At 52.8% G+C, this 15160-nt stretch carries 15 protein-coding genes and 4 tRNA genes; 15 read left to right on the forward strand and 4 right to left on the reverse strand.

Going from position 1 to position 15160, the window contains the following annotated elements:
• Positions 1-55 precede the first annotated feature (55 nt).
• From H8693_RS09465 to H8693_RS09515, 11 genes are all read left to right on the forward strand, one after another.
• Entirely contained in the window at positions 56-1030 is a 975-nt protein-coding gene (locus H8693_RS09465; RefSeq protein WP_178622038.1) for a sugar ABC transporter substrate-binding protein, read from the forward strand.
• Positions 1031-1109: 79 nt separating this feature from the next.
• Positions 1110-2648 carry a sugar ABC transporter ATP-binding protein gene (locus tag H8693_RS09470; RefSeq protein WP_249280763.1) on the forward strand — a complete coding sequence of 513 codons (1539 nt, stop codon included), beginning with the start codon at positions 1110-1112 and terminating at the stop codon, positions 2646-2648.
• A complete protein-coding gene (locus H8693_RS09475; protein WP_178622034.1) occupies positions 2641-3615 on the forward strand; it encodes an ABC transporter permease in 975 nt (324 codons plus the stop codon). Before H8693_RS09470 ends, H8693_RS09475 begins: the two co-directional genes overlap by 8 nt.
• Positions 3616-3649: 34 nt before the next feature.
• Positions 3650-4987: a hypothetical protein gene (locus H8693_RS09480; RefSeq protein ID WP_249280764.1), complete on the forward strand. Its 1338-nt coding sequence runs from the start codon at positions 3650-3652 to the stop codon at positions 4985-4987.
• 205 nt (positions 4988-5192) lie between these two features.
• Positions 5193-5909, forward strand: a complete 717-nt coding sequence (gene rph, locus H8693_RS09485; protein WP_249280765.1) for a ribonuclease PH — start codon at positions 5193-5195, stop codon at positions 5907-5909.
• Entirely contained in the window at positions 5906-6490 is a 585-nt protein-coding gene (gene rdgB, locus H8693_RS09490) for an RdgB/HAM1 family non-canonical purine NTP pyrophosphatase (protein WP_249280766.1), read from the forward strand. Before rph ends, rdgB begins: the two co-directional genes overlap by 4 nt.
• Before the next feature lie 9 nt (positions 6491-6499).
• Complete coding sequence (locus H8693_RS09495) at positions 6500-6982, forward strand: metallophosphoesterase family protein (RefSeq protein WP_249280767.1); 483 nt, start codon at positions 6500-6502, stop codon at positions 6980-6982.
• A gap of 143 nt (positions 6983-7125) precedes the next feature.
• Positions 7126-7202: transfer RNA gene (locus tag H8693_RS09500), tRNA-Arg, on the forward strand.
• 5 nt (positions 7203-7207) lie between these two features.
• Positions 7208-7284, forward strand: a tRNA-His gene (locus tag H8693_RS09505).
• A gap of 9 nt (positions 7285-7293) precedes the next feature.
• A tRNA-Gln gene (locus H8693_RS09510) sits at positions 7294-7368 on the forward strand.
• Positions 7369-7382: 14 nt separating this feature from the next.
• Positions 7383-7458 (forward strand) — tRNA-Lys (locus H8693_RS09515).
• Positions 7459-8271: 813 nt separating this feature from the next.
• On the opposite strand, the gene H8693_RS09520 is transcribed toward H8693_RS09515, so the two are convergent.
• Both H8693_RS09520 and H8693_RS09525 read right to left on the reverse strand, forming a co-directional pair.
• A complete protein-coding gene (locus H8693_RS09520) occupies positions 8272-8604 on the reverse strand; it encodes a sporulation initiation factor Spo0A C-terminal domain-containing protein (protein WP_249280768.1) in 333 nt (110 codons plus the stop codon).
• A 194-nt stretch (positions 8605-8798) separates the two neighbouring features.
• Entirely contained in the window at positions 8799-8954 is a 156-nt protein-coding gene (locus tag H8693_RS09525; RefSeq protein ID WP_249280769.1) for a hypothetical protein, read from the reverse strand.
• Between the two features lie 361 nt (positions 8955-9315).
• Here H8693_RS09525 and H8693_RS09530 point away from each other — a divergent pair, with 361 nt between their 5' ends.
• The 3 genes from H8693_RS09530 (at position 9316) to H8693_RS09540 (ending at position 11444) form a co-directional block, all read left to right on the forward strand.
• On the forward strand, positions 9316-9696 hold the full coding sequence (locus H8693_RS09530) for a helix-turn-helix domain-containing protein (protein ID WP_249280770.1): 381 nt from the start codon (positions 9316-9318) through the stop codon (positions 9694-9696).
• Entirely contained in the window at positions 9693-10304 is a 612-nt protein-coding gene (locus tag H8693_RS09535) for an ImmA/IrrE family metallo-endopeptidase (protein ID WP_249280771.1), read from the forward strand. Before H8693_RS09530 ends, H8693_RS09535 begins: the two co-directional genes overlap by 4 nt.
• Positions 10305-10439: 135 nt before the next feature.
• The gene (locus tag H8693_RS09540) at positions 10440-11444 is read left to right on the forward strand and encodes a helix-turn-helix transcriptional regulator (RefSeq protein ID WP_249280772.1); all 1005 of its coding nucleotides are present in this window, start codon (positions 10440-10442) and stop codon (positions 11442-11444) included.
• Positions 11445-11706: 262 nt separating this feature from the next.
• Here the strand turns inward: H8693_RS09540 and H8693_RS09545 are convergent, their stop codons facing one another.
• A complete protein-coding gene (locus H8693_RS09545) occupies positions 11707-12555 on the reverse strand; it encodes a YitT family protein (protein ID WP_249280773.1) in 849 nt (282 codons plus the stop codon).
• A gap of 235 nt (positions 12556-12790) precedes the next feature.
• Between H8693_RS09545 and H8693_RS09550 the strand changes: the two genes are divergently transcribed.
• A complete protein-coding gene (locus H8693_RS09550) occupies positions 12791-14167 on the forward strand; it encodes an MATE family efflux transporter (RefSeq protein WP_249280774.1) in 1377 nt (458 codons plus the stop codon).
• 212 nt (positions 14168-14379) lie between these two features.
• On the opposite strand, the gene H8693_RS09555 is transcribed toward H8693_RS09550, so the two are convergent.
• Positions 14380-14793 (reverse strand): EamA family transporter, encoded by a 414-nt coding sequence (locus H8693_RS09555; protein WP_249280775.1) that lies wholly within the window; start codon positions 14791-14793, stop codon positions 14380-14382.
• Positions 14794-15160 lie beyond the last annotated feature (367 nt).

Genomic DNA, 15160 nt, shown 5'->3' on the forward strand with positions numbered 1-15160 from the left:
AACCCCTGCGGAGGCCCGGAGCAAGGGCCTCCCATGAAATAAAAAGGAGGAAATTATGAAAAAGAAGGTAGGTTTGGTATTTTTGGCGCTGGTTCTCTGCCTGTCCATTGTGGGATGCAGCGGGACGGAGACGATCTCCATCGGCGCGATTCCCCAGGACCCCAGCGTGGAATTCTATACCCGGATGGTGGAGGGATACCAGGACGGAGCCAAGGAAATGGGCGTGGAACTGGATGTCCAGTATTCCAATAACAACGTGGAAGAGGAAACCCGCCTCACCGAAGCGTTCATCAGCCAGGGAAGCTCGGGTGTGATTGTCAACCCCATCGACAGCGTCGCTATCGCAGGCCCCATCCAAAAGGCAAAGAATGCGGGCAAACACATTGTTCTTACTGACGTGACGCCGGAGGACGACCCGGGCGCGACCGCCATTGTGACCTCGGATAACTATTCCGGCGGCAAGGCTGCGGGAGAGATGATGATGGAAATGCTTCCTAATGGGGGCAAGATCATCATGACCAAATTCAAGTTTAGTTCTATCGCCATGGACGACCGCTATAACGGCTTCCAGGACGCCATCGCCGGCTCCAACATTGAAATTGTCGATACTATCGACGTGGACGGCACCCGGGAAGACACTCTTGCCAAGATCACGCCCATGCTGAGCAAATATCCGGATCTGGCCGGCATCTTCTGCTCTCAGGGCGACCCGGCGATTGGATGTCTGGCGGCAGTGGACGCGGCCAACATGAGCGATCAGGTCACCATTCTCAGCTATGACGTGGAATCCGAAGTGGCGGAGGCCATTAAACAGGGATCGGCCATCAAGGGCGGCGTCACCCAGTTCCCCTATGTCATGGGCTATGAGGCCGTGCGGCAGACCGTGCGCGCCATCCGCGGCGAGGAATATGAAAAGCTCATCGAGCTGCCTGTGCTTCCCGTGACCAAGGACAACGTGCAGGAGCTGATTGACGATCAGGCAGAGTTTTTAAAGAAATACGGCGGATATGACCTGGCGGCGGGAAAATAAACACCCGTAAAGCAGCGCAATAACGACTGTGCCCGCGGCGGAGGTTTCCGCTGCGGGCAGTTAAAGGGGTGAAAAGGCATTGGAAGAGAACATCGTAACGTTGCGGGGCATTGGAAAGGCTTTCAACGGCGTGCAGGTGCTTTCCCAGGTGGACCTGGATTTTAAAAAGGGAGAGGTGCATGCCCTGGTGGGAGAAAACGGCGCGGGAAAGTCCACGCTGATGAAAATTCTCATGGGCATCTATGACCGCACCCAGGGAGAAATTGTCATTGATGGGAAGGAGATGGACGAAACCTATTCCATCAACACCGCGCGGGCTAACGGCATCAACATGGTGCCGCAGGAACTGGCGCTGGTCCCGGCGCTCTCGGTCGGGGAAAATATCATGATGGGCCGGAAAAAGGGAAACCATGGGTTTTTCAGCCTGAAAAAAACGCAGCAGGAGGCCATTCCCTATCTGAACCAGCTGGGAATCACGGTTTCCCCGGAGGTGCGGGTGGATAGCCTGCCCATCTCCTACCGCCAAATGGTCTCCATTGCAAAGACCTGCGCGGACGACGCCAAGCTCATCATCATGGATGAGCCGACATCCTCCCTCTCCAAAGAGGAAGTGGATGAGCTGATGGCGGTCATCCGCAGGCTCAAGGAGGATGGAAAGACCATCATCTATATATCGCATCTGCTGGATGAGATTTTCGCCATTTCCGACCGCATCACCGTGTTGCGGGACGGGAAAAAGATCGTGACTAAACGGACGGAGGAGCTGACGCAGCGCGAGCTCATCTCCTATATGGTGGGGGAAGATCTGCTCCATACCCAGGAGGCGCTCCGGGAGGACGGCGAGGAGGGAGAGGATATCCTCCGCTCCGCCGGGGAGACGCCCGTGCTGGAGCTTAAGGATATACGGCGCAGGGGAACGGATAAGCGCGTGTCCCTGCGGCTCTACCCCGGCGAGATCGTGGGGGTTACGGGCCTGATCGGCGCGGGGAAAACCGAGCTGATCCGCAGCATCATCGGGCTGGACAAAATGGACGAGGGGCAGATTTTTGTGAAGGGCAGGCCGGTAACCATCCGCTCGCCCCGGGATGCCTATGCTCTGCGCATTGCGACCGTGCCCGAGGACCGCAAGCTGGAAGGGCTGGCCCTCATCCGCAGCGTCCGGGAAAATATCTCCATGACGCAGAAATACCGCAAATCCATCAGCCGCGCGGGCTTTATCGACAAGAAAAAGGAACGGGAAAATGCGCTTTCCCATATCGAAAAGCTGAACACCAAGGTGGCGGATCTGGAACAGCGGGTGCTGAAACTGTCCGGCGGCAACCAGCAGAAGATCGTGATTTCCAAGGCGCTTTTGTCCGGGCCGGAGATCCTCATTATGGATGAACCCACCCGGGGCATCGACGTGGGCGCCAAGGCGACGATCTATCAGCTGCTTCAGGAATTGAAAAAAGAGGGCATGGCGATTCTCTATTTCTCCTCGGATGTTTCCGAGATGTCCTTTGTGGGCGACCGTGTGCTGGTCATGCGGGAAGGAGAGATCGTGCGGGAGCTTCCCAAAAAACAGGCGACCGTGGAAAACATGCTGAACTACATGGCAGGGGGAACAAGCAATGAATAACAACAAAATTGGAGGAACAACGCTCTGGCAGCGGCTCAGGAGCAACCTGTCCCAATATGCGGGCGTTCTGGCGGCGCTGGTGGTTCTGATCGTCGTGGCGACCATCTTCAAGCCAGTTTTTCTGAGCGGCGATAATATCGTCAACATGATCGTCAACAGCACGACCATCGGTCTCGCAGCATTCGGCATGACCTTTGTCATCCTGACGGGCGGCATCGATCTTTCCGTGGGCGCTCTGGCAGCCCTGACCGGCGTTTTTGCCGCCGATCTTTTGGGCCGGGGCGTACCGATGGGCGTGGTGATCCCTCTGGGGATTATAGCGGGAGCGCTGGTCGGCATGGGTGTGGGAGCGATTATCGCAAAAACCAATATCCCGCCCTTTATCGTCACGCTGGGGCTGACCAATATCTATAGCGGCCTGGCCATTGCCTATAACGACGGATATCCCGTCCCCATTGCGCTGGAAGATCCTTTCACTGTATTGGGCAACGGAAAAATTCTCGGCATCCCCACGCCCATCCTGGTGCTGATTGCCGCGTTTATCATCTGCTATATCATATTGAACAAGACAAACGTCGGGCGCAATGTTTTCATCATCGGCGGAAACAAGGAGGCGGCCCGGCTTTCGGGAATCAGCGTCACCAAAACCACCATGTTCAGCTTTGCCATTCACTGCGCCCTGGTGGCCCTTGCGGGAATGATTCTGGCGTCGCGCCTTTATTCCGGCCTGCCCTCTGCGGGCAAAAACATGGAGATGAACGCCATCACCGCTGTGGTTCTGGGCGGCACCAGCATGACGGGCGGCGATGGCAATATCATCGGCACGGTCATCGGCGTGCTTCTATTGCAGGTGCTTTTGAACGTGATGACAATTTTCAGTTTTCCGGCCTTCCTGCAGTCGCTGGTGCAGGGCGTGATCGTGATCGTCGCGGTGCTCTATGACTATCTGCGCAAAAAGAAGATCTGACCATCAACAACAATAGGAGAACGGGATAGAGAATATGGGAAAAGTAAAGATTGGACTTATTTGTGTTTCTCTCGAAGGAGAGCATACCGAGCTGGCCCAGAAATTTCTGCGGGAGGCCCGGCAGGCTTTAGAGGCCGCCGGTGTGGGAGTCGTCAACCCCCAGGACCCCGTCACGCTGGACGGCGGCCAGGTGGCGGCCCAGTGCCGTGCGGCGCAGGAGGCAGGAGCGGAGGGAATCGTCTATATGGCCGGGACCTGGCTGCTGGCCACGCATATCGTGGACGCGGTTTTACAGAGCAGCCTGCCTGCGGCGGTCTGGGGAATCCCAGAGCCGGTGTCTTTTTCCTCGGTGGGATGCAATGTCGTGCATGGCGCATTGGATGAAATGAACATCCCCCATAAGCTGCTCTATGGAATGCCGGGGGATCCCGGGGTCTTGGAGGAAATCCGGGCCTTCGCGCAGGCAGCGCAGGCCGTGAGAAAGCTGAAAAACGCTCGGATGGGCCTCATCGGCGGACGCACCATCTGCGCCTATCCCACGGCGGCGGATCCGAACCAGATCAAGGCCCTGTTCGGCACGGAGGTCGAACATATCGACCAGCTGGTGCTGCTGGAAAAGGCAAAGCAGGTTCCGGATGCCCGGGCGGAAGAATGGCTGAAGGCGGCGCGGGGGCGCTATGGAAGCATGAACGTTTCGGCTGAGACGCTGAAAAAATCCGCCAAGGTCTATTTTGCCTTAAAGGAGATCGTCCGGGAATATGCGTTGGATTTCTTTTCCGTCAAATGTATCGGAGAATTTTTGGATACCTATACCTCCTGCTGCCTGGCTCTCTCGGCGCTGAATGACGAGGGGATTCCGGCCCAATGCCAATGCAATCTGAATGCGGCGGTTTCCGGATATGTGCTAAGTCTCCTTGCCGGAGAGCCGGCCTATTTTGGGGATATTAACATGGTGGATACGCGGGACGGCGTCGCCCGGCTCATCAACTGCGGTTCGATTCCCGGCCGCCTGGCTTCTGCCGACCAGGAGATTCAGATTGTGGAGCAATATGCCTATATGGGCCTGGGGAGGGGAGCCAGCACGCTGTTCTGCATGAAACCCGGCCGCATCACCTTTGGAACGCTGGGGCGCGTGGACGGTCGGTATGTCATGAGCATCGCCGGAGGCGAGGCATTTTCCCAGCCTTTGGAGAAGCTCCGGGAGGTGCGCAGCTGGGCCCAGGGGTTTGTCCGGCTGGACGGCAATCCCCAGGAATTTTTCCGCAATATCCGCTGCAATCACAGCGTGGCGGCCTATGGAGACCATCGTCTGGCCCTCCGGGAATTTTGCCGTCAGACCGGGGTGTTTGCCTTGGATAACGACGCAATATGACGGGAAATAGACACGCTGCACCATAAAATAACGCGGCCGGTGTTCTCCGCTGGAAACGGCGGAAACACCGGCTGTGTCTATAATGGGCCAACGCTTTGGGGAAGATGGCCTTTTTTTGTGCAGTGAAAATCCGTCGGAGTTTGAAAAACAGGGAGAAATGCAGTATACTACCGAATATAGAATGAAGGAAAAAGGGGAAATGGAAATGAAACGGATCGATGAGCGTGCGGCGGATGAGCTGCGCCGTGTAAAAATAACGCCGGATTTTATGCCCAATGCGGCAGGCTCCTGTTTTATTGAATGGGGGAATACCCGGGTGCTGGTGAGCGCCAGCGTGAAGGAAGGAGTGCCATCCTTTTTGGCGGAAAGCGGACGGGGATGGCTGACGGCGGAATATGCCATGCTGCCCGGCTCCACCGGGACGCGCAAGGCCCGGGAACGGGGCAAGGCAGATTCCCGCAGTATTGAGATCCAGCGGCTCATCGGGCGCAGTCTGCGCTCGGTTTTGGATCTGGAAGCCTTGAACGGGTTTACCATCACCATCGACTGCGATGTGGTTCAGGCGGACGGCGGCACACGGACGGCCTCCATCACCGGCGGCTTTGTGGCCCTGGGCCTGGCGGTGAAGCGGCTGATCCGGGAGGGCAGGCTGGAGAAAAATCCCATCAAGACGTATCTGGCGGCAGTTTCGGCGGGAATTGTGGAGGGCCGGGCACTTCTGGATCTATGCTATGTGGAAGATTCTTCGGCGGAAGCAGACATGAACTTTGTGGGAGACGAACAGGGCGGCATCGCAGAGATCCAGATCTGCGGTGAAAAACGGACGATTCGTGATGAGGAATTTGCGGCGCTGCTGGGCTATTGCAAAAAGGGCGTAGGCGAACTCATCCGGAAACAGAAGGAGATATTGGAAAACGCATGAAGAAATTAGTAATTGCGACGGGAAATCCCGGAAAAGTGCGGGAGATCAAAAAGATTTTGGAGGGAGTATACGACGAGATCTGCTCCCTGAAGGACGAGGGAATTGCGGTGGATATCGTGGAGGATGCGGACAGCTTCCTGGGCAATGCGGCCAAGAAGGCGCTGACCATCAGCCGCCTGGTAGACTGCGATGTTTTGGCAGACGATTCTGGCCTCTGTGTGGACGGGCTGGGCGGACGCCCGGGCGTCTATTCGGCTCGGTATTCCGCAAGCGGAACGGATGAGGACAATAATAAGAAGCTGGTGGAGGAATGCGCGGCGCTGGACGAAGAGGGGCGCCAGGCCAGCTATGTCTGCGCCATCGTTCTGGCCCGGGGCGGGCAGGAGATTTACAGCTGCGAAGGGAAATGCTATGGCCGGATTGTTTTGGAGGCCCATGGGAACGGCGGATTTGGCTATGACCCGTATTTCTATCTTCCGGAATATGGCCAGACCTTTGGCGAACTGCCCGCTGAGGAAAAGAACAAAATCAGCCACCGGGCGCTGGCATTGAAAAAGGTGCAGGAATTTTTGCAAAAATAGGAAAAGAATATGGATGCAAAGCGAATTTTAGTCCTGTCGGATACCCACCGGCACCGCGCCGCCTGGGAATGCGCCTTAAAACAGGCGGGGCCGGTGGATGAAATTTTTCATTTGGGGGATAATGTGGGTGATGCTGCTGCTATTGCGGACCGGGCGAAGATCCGGGTGACCTGCGTGAAGGGCAACTGCGATTTTGGCGGCGCGGAGGCTGAGGAGCTTGTGCAGATTCTGGGCCACAAAATCCTCCTGACCCATGGACACAACTACGGCGTCAAATATTCCATCGACCGTCTCTGTTATGCAGCGGAGGAGAAGCAGGCAGAAGCAGCTTTTTTCGGGCATACGCACCGCCCGCTGGTGGATTATTACCATGGCATTCTTCTCTTGAATCCCGGAAGCCTGGGAGAGCCGCGAGGAGGGCGCAGCACCTTTGGGATGGTGCTGGTATCTAAGGAAGGGATTTTTCCCAGGGTTGTAGAGCTGCAAGGTTAAAAAACTTCCAGTTTTTGCGCCATAGGGCTTGACAAGCTATGGTTTTTTATTATATAATCGAACCTGCGCACAGGCGGATCAACCTGTCTTTGGGGGGCATTGGTGAAGCCAAAAACCTTGTGAGCGCAGAAATTATTTACTTTGCGTCTGTAGCTCAGTAGGATAGAGCAACGGCCTTCTAAGCCGTGTGTCCGGGGTTCGAATCCCTGCAGGCGCGCCACCATGGTGGGTATAGCTCAGTTGGTTAGAGTGCCTGGTTGTGGCCCAGGAGGTCGTGGGTTCGAGTCCCACTACTCACCCCATAAAAATAATGGGGTGTCGCCAAGTGGTAAGGCACGGGACTTTGACTCCCGCATTCGTAGGTTCAAATCCTGCCACCCCAGCCAAAACGTAATATTGTGACTCGCTAGCTCAGGTGGTAGAGCACTTGACTTTTAATCAAGGTGTCCGGGGTTCGAATCCCCGGCGGGTCACCACGTCGCAACAAGCGACATTGACATGACCCCATCGCAGAAGCGATGGGGTCATTGTCTTATGCCGCTGATGCTCCTTTTCCGAGAAAAGTCACGCTTGCTGCGGTTATGCCCTTGTAAACGCGGGCATAACGCCTCCGCTGCGCTGCCAACTTTTCTCGGTTCTGAAATCGATAGTTTAAATCATATTCGATAAGTGTAAGTGGTTTGTGAATTTTTTATATTCCGAAAATAAATAACCATTCCGTAAAACTTCTCCACGGCAGAGGAAACTCCGCGGTCATGCCCCCCCACCGAAATGGGTGTTTTTTTACCGTTCCGATTCCTCCTACTTTTTCAGGAAAAGTGCGCTCCCTTTCGGCTAAGGGCTTATAAATACGCCCTTTTAACGCCGATTCGGTCGCTGTCACTTTTTTGCGGGTACGCGCCTACAGCGCGTTTTGTTATCAGTCAAGAGTTCAAGTTTGATAAACCACATAAAAAGGGGGGATCCGAAGGGCTGTCCGGCGTATCCAGTGGAGGAAAAGCGAAACGGCAGGTATGAAACCCCGCCCCGGAGCACAGGCAAATGGCGGGTCACCAAGAAAAACCGCTTAACAAAGGGATTTGTCAAGCGGTTCTTTTTTTGTGTTCGCCCGAAAAATCAGTTTTGACTGATTTTTGACTGATTTTGAAAAGCATGATCGAGCCGGGAAGCCAGCGTTTTGCTGTCGATTGTGATGTGGTTATATATGTCCATAGTCATCGCTATGGTGCTGTGGCCCGGCAGTTTTTGGGCAAAAAATCACGGGGAATGTCTTTGCGCAGAGATTGGAGTCAGGCAGAGGGCGTGGCCTCATCCCCGCCGTTCAGGAGCAGCTTGATATGTGTGGCGGCATCCATAATAAATTCCGCATTGGTGGGCTTCTCCGGAATAAACCGGATCGGCATCTTTGTTCGCCAGGAAGCTTCGATCAGCGTGCGGATACAACGCTCCACACACTGCCAGGAAACGCCGTATTCTTCCGAAACCATCGTGTAAACGGATTTGATGGGAAGATATGTATCCGCCTGAATGATGATCTGAATGGCGCTGACGGCATAATTGAATCCTTTATAGTGCGGTTTAATACCGTGATCCAGCAAATAATTTGTAATCTGATTTTTCATGATCCGTCCCTCCAGGCAAATTTGACGTATTTTGTAGGTTTCACTTGCTAGTGTATAGGGAAAATTGGAAAAAATGTGAAAAACGCTAAAAAAAGACCTTAACCGACAAAAAAATCGCCGGTTTATGACCTTGATTTGGGACAACGAAAAAAGGGCCTCATATCTATGAGACCCTTTTTTATACCTATGTAGTTTTAGTCTTCGTAGGCATCCGAGAAATTCCGCTGCTGAGAGTTCTGCTGATTGCGCTGGCTCTGGTTATTTTGACGTCCATTATGGCAATTCTGGTTGTTCCGGCAGTTCTGCTGGTTATTCTGATTCTGGGAATTTCTATTGCTGTTTTTGCTCATGTTCTTTCTCCTTCAAAAATAGATATTCTGAAGCGATCTGCTTCTTTTGTAGTATGCGCGGATGCCGGCAGATTATGAAGTCAAAACTTGGAGCCAGGCCAAACATATTCCAAAGGAAAATTTTACAAGCAGAACAATACTTGTATGTTAAATTTTTCAAAGTTGTGAACAATTATCCCTATTTCTCGGTTAAATTATTTTTGCAAAAATTGAAATATTAAAATATATTGTATTTAACTTCTTGACAAACGATAAACGATAGTGCATTATTATATGTAAGTTGCGGTAATTTTCAGTCATTATTTGGCAAATATTTGCATTTTTTGGTTTGTTTCTAGAATCACAAAGATAGGAGAATATTTTGGAAAATAATTTTGGCGAGCGTTTGGCTCATGCGATGGAACTTCGCGGCATGCGCCAAAAAGAGCTTGCAAAAGCAACGGGCGTTACAGAGGCAACGGTATCGCGGTATGTGAATGAAAAACGGCGGCCGGATATTGATTTTATTCGGGACGTTGTGAAGGTGCTGAGGGTGAGCGCGGATTATCTTTTGGGCTTTACAGACGATATCTGCGTGGCAGAGGACCGGCAGAAAACGGCGCTGAATCTGGAAGAGGGCGCTTCGGCGAAATATAGCATTATATCCCGGGGAACCGACGATATGATTGCCATTGTGGATGAAAAACAGGTGGAGGTGCTGGATTCCTTCTTTGAAATGGTGAAGAACACCATGCGCAAATGAGGGCGGCTCCGGAGCTTCGGATCTCCGGCCGGCGGCGCAACGAGATCAAAAAGGCCGTCGTGGCGCTGTTAAGAGAATGCGGGGTGAACACGCTTCCCGTATGCCTGCAGAAAATCACGGAAAAGAAACAGTGGATTCCTGTGGAATATGCAGTAGCCCGGCGCAGCGGACTGGAAATCCCCTCGCCATCGGAAGATGGGTGTACGATTGTCCGCGAGGCGGAGAACACGCGGGAATATATCATTTTATATAATGAGAGAGATCCCCGCAGGCGAATCCGATGGACACTGGCCCATGAGATTGGGCACATTGCCCTGGGACATTTGGAACTGCGGCCTGGAGACAGGCCGGAGAAGCGGGTTTTGGAGGCAGAAGCCAATTATTTTGCCAAAAACCTCCTGGCCCCTATGGCGGTGATTGCCCGGGCGGGCGCTATGGATCGGGAGACAATCGCAAGCCTATGCGATATTTCTATGGAGGCGGCGGCTTACCGGGAAAAAGACTGCCTGCGGCACAAACAGTATTTCAAGACCTATGGGTATACATTTTGGGACCGGCAATTTTTAGAGACATTTGAATTTGGCAAGCAGAATAAGGTAAAAAAGTGACGTATGGAAAATGCGTCGCTTTTTTCTTGCCGGAAAACAGAATCTGACCGCTTTTCAGTACAGTGTATTGGCTATGATAAAAGGAAAGATAGCAATATACAAACGGTTCTTAACCAGAAAGGGCGAGGTGGGAACATGCAGCCGGTCAGTGGGAAAAAAGCCATGCTCATGGGAATATATGAGGTGCTAAGGCGGTATTCGGATGTGGAACATCCGCTTTCCGTTAAATTCATAATTGAAAAGCTGCAAAAGGAATATGGAATGGAGGCGGAACGCAAGGCAGTCGGCAACAATATCCGGGTTTTGCTGGAATTGGGCTATGACATTTCCAGTTACCAGGAAAACCGGAAGGGATATTATCTGCGGGAGCGGGAATTTGACGATGTGGAGCTGCGGATTCTGATTGACAGCGTGGCGGATAACCGATGCCTGCCGCAAAATGACGCCAGACGGCTGGTGCGCAAGCTGATGGATCTGTCCAACGTTTATTTTGCGGACCAATGCCGCAGCCTTTCCAACGCGGACTACGCCAACCATCAGGAAAACAAGGAATTCTTTTTCAATCTGGAACGGCTGGAACGCAGCATCCGCAAAAACCAGCGGGTTTCCTTTATCTATAACCAATACGGCACCGACGGCAAGCTGCATCCGGTGGCCGGGGATGCCTTTATTGTCAGGCCCAGCCGAATTTTACATAAGGATATGCGCTATTATCTGTTGGCAGAGAAGGCGGAAGGACAGGAAACCTTTTGCTTCCGCCTGGACTGCATGACCAGCCTGGCTGTGCTGGAGGAAGAAAAGGCGGAGCTGGGGCGCAGGCGGCAGAAAAGCCCGCCTCCGGAGGCATGGGCCGCGGTTTCTCTATGTGCTCCGGCGGCGGATGGCCGGGAAAAGCTTTCGATCCTCCGCATGGATCAGAGGTTTGCCGGAGATGTGGCGGACTATTTCGGCACGGAGGCCACCATGCACGAGATAGCGGGGCACAAAATGGAGATCCGTATCCGCGCCCTGTTTGGAAAGGTCTGGCGGTTCATCTGGACATATGGCGCCCAGTGCGAGGTTCTTTGGCCCCGGCAGCTGCGCCGGAAAGTGCGGGAGGAGCTGGAGGATATGCTCCGCCTCTATCAAGCGGGCGAATAGAAGGAGTACAGCGAAAGCGGATGAAAGAGAGGGCAGAGGAGAAACGGGCAAAAGCATCCCGTATGGGGTGTTTCAAAAGTGGATGCAATGCTGGGCAGTGAATTCTATTTTCCGGCATACGTTCTGCCGGCTGGGACGCGAGGGAAGGCGATTGCGGCCGGTAATGGGCTGCAATTTGATAATATCTTGTCTTTATAGCCTTTGCATGAAAAAATAAAAAGCAGCGAAAATTTTTCCGCTGCTTTTTATTATGATTATGGGTTTAGTCCTTGGCACTGTTGCCAAGGACGTCCGAAACCTCGGAAATGGTGATAAACGCGTTGGCGTCGATGGATTTGACGATATTTTTCAGCTTGGCGATCTGAAAGCGGTTGACCACGAAATAGATCACCGTCCGGCTGGTATTGGAATAAAAGCCGGTGGCATGAATCTGGGTGACGCCCTTTTGAAAGGCTTCCGAGAGAGCCTGGCAGACCTCCTGAGCCTGGGTAGTGACGATCATGGCTGATTTGGCCTTATCCAGGCCCTCTACGATGAAGTCCACGGTCTTGATGGCGGCGCAGTAGGCAATGATGGAATAGAGCGGCAGAATCCAGCTTTGAAAAATGCAGCCGATGACGATATACAACAAGACGTTGAAGGCCATGACGAAGGTTCCAACCGTCATGCCCAGCCCTTTGGCAAAAATCACGGCCATGACCTCGATGCCATCCATGGCGCCGCCGAACCGGATGGCCGTGCCGCTGCCTATTCCCGAAATTAAGCCGCCGAACAGGGCGCAGAGGACCAGGTCCTGTCCGGCAAAAGGGGAAGCGGATGAAACATCAATCGGAAGAATATCCGTGATGAGAAACGATGCCAGGGAATAGATAAGCACTGTCCAAATAGAATACAGAGTAAAAGAAGCTCCCTGCTTCTTATAGCCAAAGATAAATAGGGGAAGGTTTAGGACGATGAGGAAAAAAGAGAGGGTGAGATATTCGGGCGTGATCTGCCAAAGAAGCATGGAAGTGCCGGAGATGCCGCTGTCATATAAATTGACGGGAGCTAGGAACATCGTGACCCCAACGGCGTTGATACAGCCCGCGAGAAAGAGGAGCAGAAAATTCATTGCCCGCAGGCTTTTCAGCTCCCGGAAGAACGGGCGGCTTTGAGAAGAGGAAGGGATGTTTTTTTTTACGCTGCATGAAGACACTCCTTTATAAAATCTTAATGTCAATTTCAGTATAACATAGGGACAAAGTCGAAGAAAAGTGAAAATAAACCCCTGGAGGGCTTTTCTTCATGAAAAGAAAGGTTTATAATGATGCAGGATTTTTATTTTTTTATAAGGAAAGTGAAACAAAATGATAACCGACATGACGGAAGGCTCGCCCGCCAAACTGCTTTGGCGTTTTTCCATTCCCCTGTTTTTAAGCGTGATTTTTCAGCAGTTCTACAACATCGCCGACAGCGTTGTTGCCGGCCAGTTTGTGGGGGAAAACGCCCTGGCGGCGGTGGGAACATCCTATCCTATCACCATGATCTTCATGGCCGTGGCGACCGGAGCCAATATCGGGTGCTCCGTCATCATATCCCAGCTGTTTGGAGCAAAGGACTATAGCCGGATGAAAACGGCAGTGAGCACATCCCTCATCTCCTGTCTGGCGCTTTCCCTGATACTTACGGTGGCGGGCGTGTTCTTATCCAGCCCTCTCATGCAAGCGCTCAACACGCCGGGGGACATCTTCGGCGATGCGGAGCTCTATTTGCAGGTCTATGTCTGGGGACTGGTCTTTCTTTTCCTCTATAACGTCTGCACGGGAATTTTCACGGCGCTGGGGGATTCCAAGACGCCGCTCTATTTCCTCATTGCCTCTTCTCTGAGCAACATCGGCCTGGATATTCTGTTTGTGACGGCCTTTCAAATGGGCGTGGCAGGCGTGGCGTGGGCCACCTTCCTCTGCCAGGGCGTGGCCTCTGTTCTGGCGGCGCTTACGCTGTTCAAGCGGCTCCGGGCCATTGAAACGCCCTATTATGCAAAATTCTCCGGCCATATGCTGGGAAACATCAGCAAGGTCGCCGTCCCCAGCATTCTCCAGCAGAGCTTTGTTTCGGTGGGGAATCTGTTGATCCAAGGGCTGGTGAACAGCTTCGGCCCAGCGGTCATTGCGGGGTATTCCGCCTCCATCAAGATCAACACCTTTGCCATCACCTCTATTTCCACTCTTTCCAATGGGCTCTCCAGCTATACCGCCCAAAATGTCGGGGCACGCAAGGTGGAGCGCGTCCGGCAGGGCGCCCGGGCCACGGCCGGAATGAGCGCCGGGATCATCGCGGCGTTTATCGCACTGCTTCTCCTTCTGAGCCGGCAGTTGGTGGGACTGTTTATGGATAACCCCAGCCAGACGGCCATGAGCGTGGGCGTGGAGTTCCTCCAGGTCGTTGTTCCCTTCTATGCGATTCTGGGCTGCAAGTTCATTTTCGATGGTGTGCTTCGGGGATCCGGCTCGATGATCTGTTTCATGATCGGAACTTTTTTGGATCTGATTATCCGCGTGGTGCTGTCCTTTGTGCTGACCGGATCGATGGGGCCTGCGGGCATTTTCTATGCCTGGCCTGCAGGCTGGGTCGTTTCCACGATTCTCGCAGGAGCCTTCTATTTCACGGGTATATGGAAGAGGCGCTGGAAACAGCCGGAAATGCCGCCCGAGGCCGAAGAATGGGCGCCGGAAACCGAATAGCAGAAAGAAAAAAGCATATCTGCAAACCGTGCCTTCGCTGCGAAAAGGGGGCAGCCCTTTGGCGGAAGGATATGAATGCAAATATGCCCGGCTATGCAGTTTTTTGTGCTGATAGAGAACGAACATCTGCAAGATGCACTGCCCGCGGAAGAAAGTATGGCAGTGCGTCTTTTTATTTGAAAGGATTTTGCTGCGGCCTGGCAAATGAAAAGCTACAGGACCATCACTAAAGTTCCAATGCCGATGAGAATACATCCGATCACTGATTTTGCAGTAAATTCCTCATGCAGAAACGTAAAAGCCAGAATCAATGTAATGACTACGCTTAGCTTGTCGATGGGCACTACTTTTGAAGCTTCGCCGATTTGCAATGCGTGATAATAGCAAAGCCAGGAGACTCCCGTGGCCAGACCGGATAGAATTAAAAATATCCAACTTTTTTTGCTGATTTCCGAAATGCCGTGTTGCGCGTTTGTGAGAAATACCATTCCCCACGCCATAATTACGACAACCACCGTTCGGATGGCTGTTGCAAGATTGGAATTTACCCCATCTATGCCGATTTTTGCCAATATAGAAGTGAGCGCGGCAAATATTGCGGACAGCAGTGCGAATACGAACCACATATGATATTTCCTCTGTTCATTCTTTAAATTTATTCTATATTTTGGCTCTATTCATAAAATATATCACATAAAGCAGAAATTTTCACTGTTTGCGCCGCAGCCATCCCCATAGTTTCGCACTGGCAGTTTTGCTATCGATCATAAATCCGTTTAAACCGCACGTTGCCTTTCCCCAATGTTTGAAGCACTTTGTTTCCGGGAAAGGGCTGTTTTATATGAGTTGTCCCCCGGGCTTAAGCCGGAGGGCGCAGAAGCGGGAAAAGCGAGGTTTCCATATACGCCAGATAACCGGCATCGCCTTTTGGGCTTATGCAGGTGCCCGGATGAACCGGCGGAAGAAACCCTATCCATACTTTGAGATCGGAAA

Source organism: Guopingia tenuis (genome assembly GCF_014384805.1).
Taxonomy (GTDB): Bacteria; Bacillota; Clostridia; order Christensenellales; family Christensenellaceae; genus Guopingia; species Guopingia tenuis.

Excerpts from the sequence above, each read along its gene's own strand:
- H8693_RS09465 (WP_178622038.1), top strand. The coding sequence starts at position 56 with ATGAAAAAGAAGGTAGGTTTGGTATTTTTGGCGCTGGTTCTCTGCCTG.
- H8693_RS09475 (WP_178622034.1), top strand. The coding sequence starts at position 2,641 with ATGAATAACAACAAAATTGGAGGAACAACGCTCTGGCAGCGGCTCAGG.
- H8693_RS09480 (WP_249280764.1), top strand. The coding sequence starts at position 3,650 with ATGGGAAAAGTAAAGATTGGACTTATTTGTGTTTCTCTCGAAGGAGAG.
- rph (WP_249280765.1), top strand. The coding sequence starts at position 5,193 with ATGAAACGGATCGATGAGCGTGCGGCGGATGAGCTGCGCCGTGTAAAA.
- rdgB (WP_249280766.1), top strand. The coding sequence starts at position 5,906 with ATGAAGAAATTAGTAATTGCGACGGGAAATCCCGGAAAAGTGCGGGAG.
- H8693_RS09495 (WP_249280767.1), top strand. The coding sequence starts at position 6,500 with ATGGATGCAAAGCGAATTTTAGTCCTGTCGGATACCCACCGGCACCGC.
- H8693_RS09520 (WP_249280768.1), bottom strand. The coding sequence starts at position 8,604 with ATGAAAAATCAGATTACAAATTATTTGCTGGATCACGGTATTAAACCG.
- H8693_RS09525 (WP_249280769.1), bottom strand. The coding sequence starts at position 8,954 with ATGAGCAAAAACAGCAATAGAAATTCCCAGAATCAGAATAACCAGCAG.
- H8693_RS09535 (WP_249280771.1), top strand. The coding sequence starts at position 9,693 with ATGAGGGCGGCTCCGGAGCTTCGGATCTCCGGCCGGCGGCGCAACGAG.
- H8693_RS09540 (WP_249280772.1), top strand. The coding sequence starts at position 10,440 with ATGCAGCCGGTCAGTGGGAAAAAAGCCATGCTCATGGGAATATATGAG.
- H8693_RS09545 (WP_249280773.1), bottom strand. The coding sequence starts at position 12,555 with ATGAATTTTCTGCTCCTCTTTCTCGCGGGCTGTATCAACGCCGTTGGG.
- H8693_RS09550 (WP_249280774.1), top strand. The coding sequence starts at position 12,791 with ATGATAACCGACATGACGGAAGGCTCGCCCGCCAAACTGCTTTGGCGT.
- H8693_RS09555 (WP_249280775.1), bottom strand. The coding sequence starts at position 14,793 with ATGTGGTTCGTATTCGCACTGCTGTCCGCAATATTTGCCGCGCTCACT.